Raw genomic sequence first — 14,304 nt, 5'->3', positions numbered from 1 at the left:
CGCCGACTGCCAAAGTAGCGCTGCCCGCCCCTCCCTTCCGTGGATCCGGCCGCACACGGACTCCCCGTCTACTCCTCCGGCTTACGCGCCCGGCTCGGCTGCACACGCATGGGCTCGCCCGGCATCTTGGGGAACTCGGGTGGGAAGGGCATTTCGCCTTGGCCGTTCTTGACGTCACGTTCCCACCACTGCAGCAAGGCATCGATGTTGCCGGGCTCATCGTGCATGGAAGCCCACGGATCGCCCGTCTTCTTCAGCCGGTCCGGGACAGTCTTGATGGTGTATTTGGCCGGGTCCGCATTCTCGAGCTCATCCCAGGTGAGCGGGCAGGAAACCTGTGCTTGCGGCACCGCGCGGGGGCTGTAGGCGCCGGCGATGGTCCGGTCCCGGTTGGCCTGGTTGAAGTCTACAAAGACCTTGGTCCCCCGCTCCTCCTTCCACCACGCAGTGGTGACCTTTTCCGGCATGCGACGCTCCAATTCACGGCCCGCGGCGATCACGGCGTGGCGGACGTCAAGGAACTCATGCTTGGGGTTAATGGGCGCATAGACGTGAAGTCCCCGGTTACCCGAGGTCTTAATGAAAGCCGTTAATCCGGCTTCTGCGAGGACCGAACGCAACTCCTGGGCGGCCGGGATGGCGTCATCGAAGTCCGTTCCGGGCTGCGGGTCCAGGTCGATCCGCAACTGGTCAGGATTATCCGGATCGTTGGCCCGCGAGGCCCAGGGGTGGAACACCACGGTATTCATTTGTGCGGCCCACACAGCTGCGGCCGGTTCATCGATGACCAACTGTGGATGGGAACGTCCACTCGGATACGTCACCGTCACCGCTCGGATGTAGTCCGGGGCGCCCTTGGGAGGGTTTTTTGAGAAGAACATCTCACCCTCGATGGTGCCGGAATAGCGTTGAAGGCTGACCGGACGATTTCCGTTGGCCGCAACGAATGCCTCGCCGACGTCAATGAGGTAGTTGGCGAGATCCAATTTTGTCAGCCCCGCTTCAGGCCACACCACCCGGCTCGGACTGGAAATACGAACCTCGCGGGGGCCTTCGGGACCGGGCACAGTAACGGTGGTTGCTTCGCTCGCCATGGGCACAAGCTACCCCGTTAAGGTGGCGCGCGTCAGCACCTGCAGGCGTTTTTCGTCCCGTGTGCCCGGCGGGACGTCGCGGCTGCCCCATGATGGATACATGCCAAACACTGAAACCCCTGTGACCATTGCTGTCGGTGATACCGAGGTGTCCGGACTTTATCTGAGCCCCGACGAGTCGTTTGCGACCCTGGTGGTAGCCCACGGCGCCGGGGCCGGCATGGAGCACCCCTTCCTCCAGGGCTTCGCCGAAGCCATGGCAGCTGAAGGCGTTGCGACCCTGCGTTTCAACTTTCCCTACCGGGAAGCAGGCCGACGCTTCCCGGATCGTCCCCCGCTGGCCATCGCTACCTGGCGGGCGGTCATGGAAAAGGCCGCCGGACTGGCAGAGCACGGACCGCTGTGGGCTGCCGGAAAGTCCTTCGGTGGGCGGATGGCCTCCATGGCCGTAGCGGAAGGCATGCGCGCCAAAGGCTTGGTGTACCTGGGCTATCCGCTGCACGCTCCGGGAAAGCCGGAAAAGCTGCGCGACGAACACTTGTATGGCGTGACCGTCCCCATGCTCTTCCTCCAAGGCACCCGGGACACTTTCGCGACTCCGGAACTCCTTGAGTCCGTGGTGGGCAAAATCGGCCCGACGGCGACGCTCCAGTGGAGCGAAGATGCGGACCATTCGTTCGCCGTAAAGGGCGTCAAACGCACTAGCGCCGAGCTTGGCGCGTCGCTCGCGCCTGCGGTGGCGGCTTTCCTCAGGGACAACGCCTGAAGGCTACTTCGGCACGGGTTCGTGCCGCAGATAGGACCGGCGGAAACGCCCGGTGCCTGCTGTGAGGGCGCGGAGTTCAATGGCGTAGCGAAGAAGTTCCTGGTCCGGGACTTCGGCGCTGATCTCCGTTCCTTCGCCGTTGGCTGCAGTAGTCCCGGTGACGCGCCCCCGCCGGGTGGAGAGGTCGCTCATCACCGCACCCACGTAATCGTCGGGAACGCTAACGACCACGGCAGATACGGGTTCGAGCAGTTGGATCTTGGCGGTGGCCGCGGCTTCGCGGAGAGCCAAGGCTCCGGCTGACTGGAACGCTGCGTCCGAGGAATCCACGCTGTGGGTCTTTCCACCAACGAGGGTCACTTTGATGTCAACCACGGGGAATCCGGCCGATACCCCCTTGAGCATCTGGGCCCGCACGCCCTTCTCCACTGAAGTAACGAACGTCCCCGGAATGACCCCGCCCACGATCTTGTCGGCGAACAGGAATCCCTCGCCGCGTGCCAGCGGCTCAACCTCGATGTCACAGATGGCGAACTGCCCGTGGCCGCCCGACTGCTTAACATGCCTTCCGTGCCCGGTCGCCTTGGACGCGAAGGTTTCGCGAAGCGGTGTGATCACCTCCACTGTCTGGAGTTTGACCCCTTGGGCCCGCAGCCTGTCCAGCACTACGTCTGCATGCGCCTCGCCCATGCACCACAAAATGAGCTGGTGCGTGTCCGGGTTACGCTCCACGCGAAGGGTCGGATCGGCGGCGGCAACCTTGCCCATACTCTTGGCCAGCGCGTCCTCGTCACTGCGCGAAGCCCCCTCAATGGCTATTGGCATCAAGGGTTCCGGCATGCTCCACGTCTCGATCAGCAAAGGCGAGTCCTTATCCGAGACGGTGTCGCCCGTTTCGGCATTGGCCAGTTTGCTGATGGCACAAATATCTCCGGCGATGCAATACGGAATGGCCTTCAAGCTCTGTCCCACGGGCGCATAAAGATGAGTAACGCGCTCATCGCTGTCGTGATCCTCATGTCCCCGGTCAGCCAGGCCCCGCCCGCCAATATGGATCGACGAGTCTTCGCGGAGGGTGCCCGAGAAAACACGGACCAGGCAGACCCTGCCCAGGAACGGATCAACGGTGGTTCGCACGACTTCCGCGGCCAGTCGCCCCGACGGGTCACCCTCAAGGGAACGCAGGGCAGAACCGTCGAGCTGCATCACGGGCGGAATCGCCCGCTCCGGAGGTGACGGCATGGCCTCGGTCAGCAACGACATCAGCTCCGGAAGTCCGAGTCCGGTCTCGGCAGAGGTAGGAAGCAGGGGGAAGAACGATCCACGGGCCACGGCCGTTTCGAGGTCGCTGATCAGGTCCTGAAGGGGAAGCTCCCCGCCTTCGAGGTAGCGGTCCATAAGCGTTTCGTCTTCGCTCTCCGCGATGATCCCTTCGATCAACGCGCCCCGGACTTCCTCCACCGCGGGTCCGTTGCCGGTTCCATGGAGTACAGCCAGCAGTCCCCCGTCACCCGGTAGATAGAGCGGCAGGACGGCGTCGCCGAAAGCCTCTTGGCACCTGGCGACGGCGGCACTGAAGTCCGCGCGCGGATGATCCAGGCGGCTGACCACCACTGCCCGCGGCATGCGGATCTTTTCGCATTCGTTCCAGAGGGCCACCGTTGCGCCGTCGATGCCGTCGACGGCTGAGACGACAAAGAGCGCTGCATCGGCGGCCCGGAGCCCTGCCCGCAGTTCCCCGGTGAAGTCGGTGTACCCTGGCGTGTCGATCAGATTGACTTTGATGTCGCCAACGAGGATCGGTGCGACCGTGAGCGTGACGGATCTTTGTTGATGGATGGCTGACGGGTCCGAATCGCTGACGGTGGTCCCCTCACTGATGGACCCCATCCTGGTGATGGCTCCGGTTGCGGCCAGCAAGGCTTCGACCAGCATGGACTTGCCGGCGCCCGAATGTCCCACAAGCGCAACGTTGCGGATCTTCGCAGGATCGCTGGCCGCAAGTACCGTCCCATTCTCGCTGCGCCTGGTCTCGGCAGTTCCGGGGCCGGCAGCCTTGGCCGTCTCGCGTGTGCCCTTCGCGGACATGAGCACCTCCTGGTGTCGTATCCAAGCTCGGAGTTCGAACGCGCGAAAAGTTCGAACGTGTAAGAGGATTGGACACCCTCAGGCGACCACACGGCAAGAGCCACCAGCGGTCAAAAGTTGCCAGTCCGGCGTCGTGCGCCTCTGCACGAGGACCATGGGCAGCGCGCTAGGTGGAGAGCATTCCCCACAACAACCATGCGGAGACCGCCGCGCATCCGGTGATGACCACCGCAAAGCCGGACAACCAGACGAACGCGGGGACGCCCGTGGACCGGCCCAAAATATAGGCGTCCGACGCGGCCAGGCGGTCGCGACGGCGGGTGTGGACGCCGGCCACCTTGAACAGGTCGCGCACGCCACCGACGGAAAGGGCGATGCCAAGGGCCAGGACAACGTAGTTGACCGTGGTGGGCGGCGCGAACAAAACGAGCACCTGGGCGATGGCCGCGCTACATACGGCCACGAGGATCCCGGTGAGGTTCCGCAGGAAAATCAGGGAAACCAGCAGGATCAGCGCGCCCACCGACATCGCGGCGCCGGAACGCCCGGCGGCAACGGCGCCAATGAGGGCGAGCCCCACCACGGCCGGTGCCGGATAGCCCCAGAACCCGGACCAGGCTGCGCCAAAGTTGCCGCGGCCGCTGCTGACCAGACGTCCTGAATGATCCAGCCCGATCCGCAGGCCATGCACAAATCGGCCCGTCATGAGCGCGGCGTAAGCGTGGCCCAGTTCGTGGACGAACGTGACGTAGAGACCGAACCAACGCCAGGTGACCCGCGGGATGCTGAGGACAACGGCGCACGCCAGGATGCCCAGAAGGGCCGGCAGGGGCACCACGGTGGTGTGCGTATCGGTGAACCCACGCACTACGGCAAGCCACCACGCCTCCGCGAGGTTTCCTGGTTCGGTTGCTGTGCCAATGCCACGGTGGATCACGGTTCTCATCAACGGGAAATCCTACGGAACAAGTCTGGGAGTCAGGCTGCCGTCGACTGCAGTCGGGAGCGGAGTCCCGCAATCAGGATCTCCAGGCCGAAGTCGAAGGCCCGCTCGCCGCGTTGATCAGACGGGCCAGCGTAAGTGAGCGCCCGGCTAAGCGTGGGGTAACCCTCGGCGGGAGGTGCCCACACGACGTCGGGAGCTGCCAGGTCCAGGGCGAAGCCCAGCGCGAAACTGTCGATCGTGGAAATGGCGGACACCACGTCCTGTCCCCGGAACCCGGCGTCTTCCAAGGCAACTGCCAGGTTTTCGTAGAGGGACAGAACCTGGGACTCCTGGACGGTTTGCAGCACAAGAAGGGGCGCAAGGCGTGGGTGCCGGGCGAACGCGTCGCGGTAGCTGCGGATTACGGTCCGCAGGGCGGCTTCCCAGTCCTGGCCTTCGTGGACGGCATACGGGCTTTCGGCAATGATCCGGCCACGCATGAGCTCAAGGATTTCTTCGCGTCCGCTGACGTGGTTGTAAATGGACGATTGGCTGACGCCGATCCTCTTGGCCAGTTTTGGCAGGCTGAAGTCCCCCGCCTCGTCCACCAACTCCAAGGCAGCCGAGACGAGTGCGTCTATGGAAATCAGCGGAACCAAGGGGCGGGGCATTGAGGTCTCCAATCAGTTGTTGTTACGACTCTAACCAGAACTTTGCCCACAGGTATTGTGCCGGGGATCACAAGGCTCTACGATAAACGAAAGCCTTTCGCTTATAAACCTCCAAACTCCCCGCATTGACCCAGAGGACCCCCATGTCTGATCTCGAAACCCGACCCCCAGCAGCGGATGCTGGAAACGGGCTCAAACGAAATGCCATCGGCACCGGCGGTATCGCCTTCCTGGTGATCTCCGCGGCAGCGCCCTTGACCGTCATGGCTGGCGTGGCCCCTGTTGCCATCGGTATCGGGGGCATTGGCGCCCCCATGGGCTATGTCATTGCCGGTGCCGTGCTGTTGGTCTTCGCCGTCTCCTTCATGGCCATGACGCGCCACGTCAAAGCCGCAGGTGGCTTCTACACGTACATCACCCTTGCCATGGGCAAGACAGTCGGCCTGGCCTCCGCCATCCTGGCGATCGTTTCCTACAACTGCCTGCAAATCGGCGTCTACGGCCTGTTCGCCGTGCAAACCCAGGCGATGCTGCTTGTCCTGTTCGGACTGGACGTACCTTGGCCCGTAGTGGCGCTCGTCGCGATCGCAGCCGTCTGGTTCCTGGGCTACCGGGGCATCGACGTCGGCGCCAAAGTCCTGGGCGTCCTGCTCATTGCCGAGACGGCCATCTTGGCCATCATGGGAGCAGGCATCCTCGCCGGCGGCGGCGCCAAGGGCATCAGCCTGACGTCCTTCCTTCCCGAACATGCCTTCACCCCGGGAGTCCTTGCCATCCTGGCCATCTGCTTCGCCGCCTTCATGGGCTTCGAATCCACCGTTCTCTACCGGCGCGAAGCCCGCAACCCGGACAAGTCCGTGCCCCGCGCAACATACATCGCCGTAGGCTTCATGTCAGTCTTCTACGCCTTCATCGTGTGGACCGTCATCCAGGCCTACGGTGACGGCGATGTGGTAGCCGCCGCCGGTGAACTGGCCGATGGCATGTTCTTCGCCACCATCAACCACTACGTTGGTCCGTGGGCCGAGGTAGTCATGTATGTGCTGATAGTAACCAGCGTTTACGCATCCCAACTGGCGTTCCACAACGCCATCAACCGCTACGTGTACATGCTCGCCAAAGACGGCGTCCTTCCCGCTTTCCTGGGCAAGACCCACCCCAAGTACAAGTCGCCACACCGTGCCGGGCAGATCCAAACCGTCCTGGCCGCCGTTGTTATCATCATCTGCGCCATCGCAGGAGCAGACCCCTACAAGCAGCTGCTCATCTGGGTCAATACTCCAGGCATCTTCGGCATCGTTGCCCTGCAGGGCCTGGTGTCGGTGGCCGCCTTCATCTATCTGCGCCGCAACCCTGCCGCAGCGACCAACCGCATGCTAGTGCCCCTGAGCATCGCATCGGCGATCCTGCTCTTCGGAGTTGTTGCGCTGATCGCCATCAACATCGAACTCCTGACGTTCGCCGACGCCCTGACCAACACCATCCTCTTGCTGGTGGCGCCGCTCGTTTTCCTGGCAGGCCTGCTCATTGCCCGCAGCCTGCGGACCGCCCGCCCCGACGTCTTCGCCCGAATTGGAAGCTTTGAAACCCATGACTCCTGACCTCATCGTCCTTGCCGACACCATCCACACGCTCGATGATCGCCACGGTGACCCCGTCCAAGCCGTAGCGGTGCGTGGCGGTCTGGTGACCGCCATCGGGAGCCGCTTGGACGCCCACGAGTGGCGGCAGGCCGGCACCCGTGTGGTGGACCTCGGCAACGCGACCCTGACCCCTGGCCTGGTTGACTGCCATATTCACCCCGTGTTCGGGCTCGATCTGACCATCGGTTGCGATCTGTCAGGCGCAACAACGCTGGACGAGGTCCGCGCGCTGCTCCGGGCAGAGGCCGCGAACGACGCCGGGTGGTTACGTGGGTGGGGACTGAACCCGAATGCTTTCGGGACCGTTCCCCTGCATCGGCGCGTGCTCGACGAGGTGTCCGGCGACAGGCCGGCAATAGTGCGCTTGTTCGACGGGCACTCCGCCTTGGCGAACAGCCGGGCGCTGGAGATCGCGGGGATCCGCGGCCGGCACGAGTTCCAGCAGGCGGCCGAGGTAGTCTGCGATTCCGAGGGTGTTCCCACTGGACTTTTGCTGGAAGCGGCCGCCATTGAACTTGTCCAGCGGTACGTGCCCCAAGAGTCGTTCGATGAGCGGAAGAACCGCTTGGGCGCGCTCCTTCGGGACTTCGCGCGGTCAGGCCTCACCGGCGGCCACGTCATGGACCACAGCGATGAATCATCAGCGCTTTTCCGCGCTTTGGAGGCCGACGGCGAGCTGCCCCTGCGGCTTCGGACGGCGCCATGGTGCATGCCCGGCACCGGCGAAGCTGACTGGAAAGAGTTGGCTCGCAGCATCGGAACCGGTGGGCGCCGTTGGTCCATCGAAGCCATCAAACTGTTCGTCGATGGAACCGTGGACAACGGAACCGCATGGCTCTATGAACCGGACACCTACGGCGAGTCCACCGCCCCCTTCTGGCCACGGCCGGAGGAATACACTGCCGCTGTCAGCTACTTCGCCGCGCGCGGCATTCCAACGGCCACCCACGCCATTGGCGACGCGGGCGTGTCCCATGTCCTTGACGCGTTGGAGTCGCTGCGCGGATCTGTAGCCTCCGATGTGCTGCGCCGGACCGTCCACAGGATTGAGCACATCGAAACAGTGCCTGACCACCTGGTGGCGCGGTTCAAGGAATCGGGTGTCGTTGCCAGCATGCAGCCCTCCCATTGCACGCACTACTCGCTGGCCGACCATAGCGACAATTGGTCCCTGCGACTCGGCAAGGAAAGGGCAAATCACGCTTGGCGCTGCCGGGACCTCCGGGATGCCGGCGTCGTCCTCGGCATCGGCTCCGACTGGCCCATCGCCCCGTACCAACCCCTGCCGATCATTGCCGATGCCCAGTTGCGGCGCCGTTCCGGGCATCCCGATCAGGTTCCCATCGCTCCCGGTCAAGCCCTCACTGCCTTGCAGGCCCTTGAGGGATACACCTCGCACGCGGCCAAGGCGGCAGGACAGTGGGACGTTTCAGGGTCAATTACCGTGGGCAAGCGCGCCGACTTCACAGCGTTCGAACTCGACCCGCTGACCACGGCCCCCGATGAGTTCGCTGCGGGCGCTGTGCTCGGAACGTTCGTGGATGGCGAGATCCAGTTCATGCTGGACCGGCTCGGATAGCCCCGCAGCCAGCGCCCGTTACATCCGGTTTTTGGTCTTGGCCGTAGCCGGCGCCGTCCAGGGATCTTCGGGCCAGGGATGCTTGGGGTAACGCCCACGCATCTCTGCCCGGACCTGGGAATACGGTCCGGACCAGAATGACGCGAGATCGTCCGTCACCGCCAATGGTCGTCCGGCCGGGGACAACAAATGGAAGAGCACCGGCACCCTGCCGTCCACCAGTCGCGGCGTGCTGTCCCAACCGAAGCATTCCTGGAGCTTGACCGCCACAACCGGCCGGCCGGCGTCGTGGTCCACCTCCGGATAGTCGATCCGCACCCGTGAGCCGCTCGGTACTTCCAGGCGCTCAGGAACCAAGCCCTCCATCCGGGCGGCCTCCGGCCACGGGAGCAGTCGCCGTAACGCTTCGGTGAGGTCAAGGGAGCTGGCGGGCACGCCCGTAGCCATGGTTTCGAGTTCCGGACCAAGCCATTCGTCCAGCCGTGACAACAGGCTCTGTTCGCTGACGTCCGGCCAAGGATTGCCGAGTTCCCGGTGTAGCAGTGCAAGCCGTTTACGCAGGGCATCAGCCGGGGCGGACCAACCGATCATGGCCAGGCCTGCCTTCTTCAGTGCCTCGGCCACAGCGTGGCGCCCATCCTCAACGGCCGGTCGGACCGGCGTCGAGGACAACACCATGGCACCCAGCCGTCGCTCCAGCCTGGCGGTGACCCGGCCCGCGCTGAAGGTGGCATGCACGGTTTCGGTGAGGAGCTCCGGCGCGGCCGCTTCCGCCAGCTGCGCCGAAAGCGGTGCTGCGGAGCGGATCACGGCGCCCGTCCCGGCGGCGTCCCGACCCTGGGCACGGGATACTTCTGCAACGGCCAACCAGTCGTACCCGGAAAGCGGACTTCCTGCCGGCAACCCGGCCCTGGTGCCTGATGTCAGGAGATAGCTTGCGGGGCCGTCACCGGGGACGCGCCTGGCGATCCGGTCCGGGAAAGCCAGCGCCACCACAAAGCCGGGTGCCTCCCTTGCCGTCACGTCCGAGGTTGGTTTCGGATGGACGACGGCGGCTGCCTCCTGACGCGCGATCGTTTCCAAGCGTTTGACGTCCTCAGCGAAACGCCTGGCGGCCGGGTCCGTGCCAGCCCGCAGCGAACCCAGCAACTTGGTGAGATCGGCACCGGGTGCGCGCTGATCGCCAGCCACCAAGGCGACCGTTTCCGCCGCTGCCCGCCGGCCCACCACGGCGGACCCGTCCAACAAAGCCCGGGCAAGCCGCGGGTCCGCAGGGACGCGCGCCAAGGTCTTGCCAAGATCGGTGGCAGCGCCGTGGATTGTTATCGCTCCCAGCTCGCGAAGCACTTCCACGGCGTCATCCATGGCTGCGCGTGGCGGGGCGTCCGGCAGGGCGAGTCCGTCGCCGCGGGGTGTTCCCCAGCACGCCAGCACCAAGGCCGCGCCAGTCAGGTCTGCCACGGAGATCTCCGGTGTTTGGTGGGCTGGAGACGCGGCGAAATCCTTCTGGTCGTAGCAACGGACCACCTTGCCGGGTCCTTGGCGTGCGGCACGTCCCGCGCGTTGTTCAGCTGATGCCCTGGAGCAAGACACCGTGACCAGGCCCGACATTCCGCGGCCAGCGTCGCGGCGCGGTTCCCGGGACAGGCCTGAATCTATGACGAGCCTCACGCCCGGCACCGTGAGGGATGACTCGGCCAGTGCTGTGGACACGATGATCCGCGGTGATCCGCCGGGCACGCGGCCCGAGATCGCCCGGTCTTGCGCCTCCGGCCCGATCTGGCCGTGCAACTCAAGCACCTCAATTTCACCCCGGACCCGCGCGCGAAGCCTGGCGGCGACGTCGGACACTTCACGGACCCCCGGGAGGAAGACCAAGGCGTCGACCTCCGGATTCCCCTCAAGGGCAGCGGCATGTGCGGCGGCGGCGGTATCTGCAACATGATCAAGGAAACTGCGCGCCACGCCGCGCGCGTCCATGCGGTGGGTGGGGCCCGGAACCCAGGCGACCTCCAGGGCGTGCAGCGCGGAAGGGCAGTCGACAACAGGCGCCGGCTGACCGCCGTCGTGCGCTTTGCCTCCCAGCAGCGCCGCGAAACGCGGGGCATCCAAGGTGGCAGACATGGCGACCAGCGTGAGGTCCTCGCGCAGTTCGCGGACTTCGGCGAGCATGCCGACGAGGAGGTCGGTTTCGAGACCGCGCTCGTGGACTTCGTCCAGGATGACCGCGTGAACGCCGTCAAGGCCGGGGTCGGCGAGGAGGCGCCGGAGGAGGATGCCGGGCGTGACGAATTCCACGATCGTGTCCGGGCCGGTCTTGCTGTCACCGCGGACTGTGTAGCCGACGCGCCCACCCAGCCGACTGCCGTCCAACGAGGCCAGGCGTCGCGCGGCTGAGCGCGCGGCTACCCGCCGGGGTTGAGTCACGACGACGCGTGCCTGGCCCGGGTGCCTTTTATCCACGAGGTTGGAGAGCAACGGCGGCACCAAGGTGGTCTTGCCCGTACCCGGCGGTGCCTGCACAACTGCCGTACCGCCGTCGCCCTGTTCTTCCAAAGCGGTGGCTAGGTCCGTGAAGGAATCAGCGAAGACCAATCCTGTTCCGATGATGTCCAGTCTGAAAGTCACCAGACCATTGTCCCTGCTGGGAGCAGCACACGAGGCCGCGGTCCCTTGACCGTGGTCAGTGACTTGACGCTGGTCAGTCACTTGACGGTGGTCAAAGGGCCGCGGCCTGATGGTGCCCCGGAACGGTAGCTTTAGGCGATGGTGGAGGCGTCAATGACGAAGCGGTAGCGGACATCCGAGGCGAGGACGCGTTCGTAGGCGTCGTTGATCCTGCTGGCCGGAATGACCTCGATCTCGGCACCCAAGCCGTGCTCGGCGCAGAAGTCGAGCATTTCCTGGGTTTCGCGGATGCCGCCGATCGCTGAACCGGCGAACGAGCGGCGACCCGTGATCAACGAGAAGACGTTTACCGGCAGAGGTTCGGCCGGAGCGCCAACGTTGACCAGCGTGCCGTCGAGCGTCAGCAACTGCAGGTAGGCACTGATGTCGATGGAGGCGCTGACGGTGTTGATGATGAGGTCGAAGCTGCCGGCGAGCGTCTCGAACGTGGACGGATCGCTGGTGGCGAAGTAGTGGTCCGCACCCAGGCTCAGGCCGTCTTCCATCTTCTTCAGGGACTGCGAGAGCACAGTAACCTCAGCGCCCATGGCGTGGGCGAGCTTGACGGCCATGTGGCCCAGGCCGCCAAGGCCGACCACCGCGACTTTCTTGCCGGGACCTGCGCCCCAGTGGCGCAGCGGCGAGTAAGTGGTGATGCCAGCGCACAGCAGCGGTGCGGCTACGTCGAGGGCCAGCCCATCCGGGATAGAGACGACGAAGTCTTCGTTCACGACGACGTTGCTGGAGTAACCGCCCTGGGTAATGCTTCCGTCGCGGTCAACTGCACCATAGGTGCCGACGTTCCCGTTGAGGCAGTACTGCTCCTCGCCGGCCAAACAGTTCTTGCACTCTTTGCAGGAGTTGACCATGCAGCCGACGCCGACACGATCGCCAACCTTGTGCTTTGTGACTGCTGGGCCGATTTCGGTGACGATGCCGGCGATCTCGTGGCCGGGTGCAAGTGGATACTGCTGCGGGCCCCACTCACCGCGCACGGTGTGAATGTCCGAGTGGCAGATGCCGGCGAACTTGATGTCGATGTGCACGTCGTGGGCGCCCACCTCACGGCGTTCGATGGTGGTCAGAGTCAGGTCTCCGGTGGCGGACGGGGCGGCGTAAGCGTTGGCCGTAGGCATGTTTCTCCTGTTGGGTGGACTTTATTGGATGTTCCCATCTAACCCTGTTCCGATACATGGAAGGAGTTACTGCTGTTAGGGGTACTGACAGGGACTCCCTTAACCGCCCGGAAGACATACCGTTGGAAGCATGGACAATCGGACCGAGACGCGTGATTTCCTTTCCACTCGGAGGGCCAAGATCACACCCGAGCAGGCGGGACTTGCCGCCTATGGCGGCAACCGGCGCGTACCCGGGCTCCGCCGCGGCGAGGTTGCCGTCCTGGCAGGTGTCAGCGTGGAGTACTACACCCGGCTGGAGCGAGGAAACCTCTCAGGTGTCTCGGAAAGTGTCCTTGAGGCGCTGGCCAATGCCCTGCAACTGGACGACGCCGAACGTTCCCACCTCTTTGACCTTGCCCGCGCGGCCAGCGACGGCGGGAAGATGCGCCGCAGGCCGGTGCGGAAACAGGCCATCCGTCCCGGCGTTCAGCTCACTCTTGATGCGATCACGCACTCGCCGGCCTTCGTGCGCAACGGCCGCCTGGACATTCTGGCGAGCAATGCCATGGGACGGGCGCTCTACTCCGAGGTCTATGCGGATCAACGCGGCAACGCGGCGGAGCCGCCCAACCTTGCCCGATACCTGTTCTTCGATCAACGCAGCCACGACTTCTACCCTGATTGGGAACGCGCCGCGAACGACACCGTGGCCATCATGCGCACCGAGGCCGGACGCGACCCGTACGACCGTGGATTGACCGATTTGGTCGGCGAACTGTCCACCCGCAGCGAGGAATTCCGTGTTCGATGGGCTGCGCACAACGTTCGCCAGCACTACACCGGGCAAAAATTCTTCCGCCATCCGATCGTCGGTGAACTCCATATGCTCTACGAAGCAATGGAGTTCTCGGCAGACGCCGGACTGACCTTGACCGTCTACAACGCAGAGCCAGGTACGCCCACGGCCGACGCCTTCAAGCTACTTGCCAGCTGGGCCGCGACTCCCCTTGCACCCGAACCCGAAGAAGCTCTCCGGAACATGAATCACGACTAGTTGCGCCACTAAACATTCCGCCACAAAAAGGAATCATGGAAATCACTCCCAAGACGACCAGCACCAAAGGCCCTGCAGGCCTCTTCACCGGCGATGTCTACTTCGACGTGATCGCCAAGGGCGAGGAACCCTCAAGGATGCGCGTCAACATCGTTCGTTTCGCCCCCTGCGCCCGGACAGCATGGCACACCCACGCCGCTGGCCAGACCCTGCACGTTACCGACGGCGTCGGATTGGTGCAGTCACGCGGAGGCGACGTCCAAGTGATCCGCCAAGGCGACACCATTTACACACCGCCGGGAGAATGGCATTGGCATGGTGCTGCGCCGGATCATTTCATGAGCCACCTTGCTATGTGGGAGACCACTGGCGCTGGTGACGGCTCGGAGACCACCTGGGGCGAATTGGTGGGTGAGGAGGAGTACGGCTACCCGGAGTGATCCGGAGCGGTTTGTCCCCGCGGATTTTCCTGATCTCCCTCACCTCCCGTCGCGTATTCCCGATCGCCCTCTCACCTCCCGTCGCGTTTTCCCGATCGCCCTCTCACCTCCCGTCGCGTTTTCCCGATCGCCCTCTCACCTCCCGTCGCGTATTCCCGATCGCCCGTTACCTTTTTCGTAGCCCCTTTCTGGTGAAGGATGTGGGTGTGCTGGCCTGCCGGTCCCGGCATGATTGCGACGCTCTGTTTTTGATGATCCG

At 64.4% G+C, this 14,304-nt stretch carries 11 protein-coding genes; 5 read left to right on the top strand and 6 right to left on the bottom strand.

The genetic code is table 11. The features are described from left to right. Positions 1-68 precede the first annotated feature (68 nt). Positions 69-1,094, bottom strand: a complete 1,026-nt coding sequence (gene ligD / locus ACIQC5_RS21670; RefSeq protein ID WP_400287161.1) for a non-homologous end-joining DNA ligase — start codon at positions 1,092-1,094, stop codon at positions 69-71. A 100-nt stretch (positions 1,095-1,194) separates the two neighbouring features. Here ligD and ACIQC5_RS21665 point away from each other — a divergent pair, with 100 nt between their 5' ends. After that, the gene (locus ACIQC5_RS21665) at positions 1,195-1,860 is read left to right on the top strand and encodes an alpha/beta family hydrolase (RefSeq protein WP_400287160.1); all 666 of its coding nucleotides are present in this window, start codon (positions 1,195-1,197) and stop codon (positions 1,858-1,860) included. 3 nt (positions 1,861-1,863) lie between these two features. On the opposite strand, the gene ACIQC5_RS21660 is transcribed toward ACIQC5_RS21665, so the two are convergent. From ACIQC5_RS21660 to ACIQC5_RS21650, 3 genes are all read right to left on the bottom strand, one after another. Further along, complete coding sequence (locus tag ACIQC5_RS21660; RefSeq protein ID WP_400287159.1) at positions 1,864-3,948, bottom strand: elongation factor G-like protein EF-G2; 2,085 nt, start codon at positions 3,946-3,948, stop codon at positions 1,864-1,866. Between the two features lie 166 nt (positions 3,949-4,114). Beyond that, positions 4,115-4,894 carry a M50 family metallopeptidase gene (locus ACIQC5_RS21655; RefSeq protein WP_400287158.1) on the bottom strand — a complete coding sequence of 260 codons (780 nt, stop codon included), beginning with the start codon at positions 4,892-4,894 and terminating at the stop codon, positions 4,115-4,117. Positions 4,895-4,926: 32 nt separating this feature from the next. After that, the gene (locus tag ACIQC5_RS21650; protein ID WP_400287157.1) at positions 4,927-5,544 is read right to left on the bottom strand and encodes a TetR/AcrR family transcriptional regulator C-terminal domain-containing protein; all 618 of its coding nucleotides are present in this window, start codon (positions 5,542-5,544) and stop codon (positions 4,927-4,929) included. A gap of 143 nt (positions 5,545-5,687) precedes the next feature. Here ACIQC5_RS21650 and ACIQC5_RS21645 point away from each other — a divergent pair, with 143 nt between their 5' ends. Both ACIQC5_RS21645 and ACIQC5_RS21640 read left to right on the top strand, forming a co-directional pair. Beyond that, positions 5,688-7,145: an APC family permease gene (locus tag ACIQC5_RS21645; protein WP_400287156.1), complete on the top strand. Its 1,458-nt coding sequence runs from the start codon at positions 5,688-5,690 to the stop codon at positions 7,143-7,145. Next, on the top strand, positions 7,135-8,766 hold the full coding sequence (locus ACIQC5_RS21640; RefSeq protein WP_400287155.1) for an amidohydrolase: 1,632 nt from the start codon (positions 7,135-7,137) through the stop codon (positions 8,764-8,766). Before ACIQC5_RS21645 ends, ACIQC5_RS21640 begins: the two co-directional genes overlap by 11 nt. Before the next feature lie 18 nt (positions 8,767-8,784). On the opposite strand, the gene hrpB is transcribed toward ACIQC5_RS21640, so the two are convergent. Continuing rightward, positions 8,785-11,394 (bottom strand): ATP-dependent helicase HrpB, encoded by a 2,610-nt coding sequence (hrpB, locus tag ACIQC5_RS21635; protein ID WP_400287154.1) that lies wholly within the window; start codon positions 11,392-11,394, stop codon positions 8,785-8,787. 131 nt (positions 11,395-11,525) lie between these two features. Beyond that, a complete protein-coding gene (locus tag ACIQC5_RS21630; protein WP_400287153.1) occupies positions 11,526-12,569 on the bottom strand; it encodes an NAD(P)-dependent alcohol dehydrogenase in 1,044 nt (347 codons plus the stop codon). A 130-nt stretch (positions 12,570-12,699) separates the two neighbouring features. Between ACIQC5_RS21630 and ACIQC5_RS21625 the strand changes: the two genes are divergently transcribed. Beyond that, the gene (locus tag ACIQC5_RS21625; protein ID WP_400287152.1) at positions 12,700-13,605 is read left to right on the top strand and encodes a helix-turn-helix transcriptional regulator; all 906 of its coding nucleotides are present in this window, start codon (positions 12,700-12,702) and stop codon (positions 13,603-13,605) included. Positions 13,606-13,640: 35 nt separating this feature from the next. Next, on the top strand, positions 13,641-14,045 hold the full coding sequence (locus ACIQC5_RS21620) for a cupin domain-containing protein (protein WP_400287151.1): 405 nt from the start codon (positions 13,641-13,643) through the stop codon (positions 14,043-14,045). The last annotated feature ends 259 nt before the right edge of the window (positions 14,046-14,304 follow it).

This window comes from Paenarthrobacter sp. NPDC092416 (assembly GCF_044755025.1).
In the GTDB taxonomy this organism is placed as follows: domain Bacteria; phylum Actinomycetota; class Actinomycetes; order Actinomycetales; family Micrococcaceae; genus Arthrobacter.
The sequence above is the reverse complement of the archived record's forward strand: the minus strand, read 5'-3'. Positions and strand labels throughout refer to the sequence as shown.

Excerpts from the sequence above, each read along its gene's own strand:
- ACIQC5_RS21625 (WP_400287152.1), top strand. The coding sequence starts at position 12,700 with ATGGACAATCGGACCGAGACGCGTGATTTCCTTTCCACTCGGAGGGCC.
- ACIQC5_RS21630 (WP_400287153.1), bottom strand. The coding sequence starts at position 12,569 with ATGCCTACGGCCAACGCTTACGCCGCCCCGTCCGCCACCGGAGACCTG.
- ligD (WP_400287161.1), bottom strand. The coding sequence starts at position 1,094 with ATGGCGAGCGAAGCAACCACCGTTACTGTGCCCGGTCCCGAAGGCCCC.
- ACIQC5_RS21640 (WP_400287155.1), top strand. The coding sequence starts at position 7,135 with ATGACTCCTGACCTCATCGTCCTTGCCGACACCATCCACACGCTCGAT.
- ACIQC5_RS21620 (WP_400287151.1), top strand. The coding sequence starts at position 13,641 with ATGGAAATCACTCCCAAGACGACCAGCACCAAAGGCCCTGCAGGCCTC.
- ACIQC5_RS21665 (WP_400287160.1), top strand. The coding sequence starts at position 1,195 with ATGCCAAACACTGAAACCCCTGTGACCATTGCTGTCGGTGATACCGAG.
- ACIQC5_RS21660 (WP_400287159.1), bottom strand. The coding sequence starts at position 3,948 with ATGTCCGCGAAGGGCACACGCGAGACGGCCAAGGCTGCCGGCCCCGGA.
- ACIQC5_RS21650 (WP_400287157.1), bottom strand. The coding sequence starts at position 5,544 with ATGCCCCGCCCCTTGGTTCCGCTGATTTCCATAGACGCACTCGTCTCG.
- ACIQC5_RS21655 (WP_400287158.1), bottom strand. The coding sequence starts at position 4,894 with ATGAGAACCGTGATCCACCGTGGCATTGGCACAGCAACCGAACCAGGA.
- ACIQC5_RS21645 (WP_400287156.1), top strand. The coding sequence starts at position 5,688 with ATGTCTGATCTCGAAACCCGACCCCCAGCAGCGGATGCTGGAAACGGG.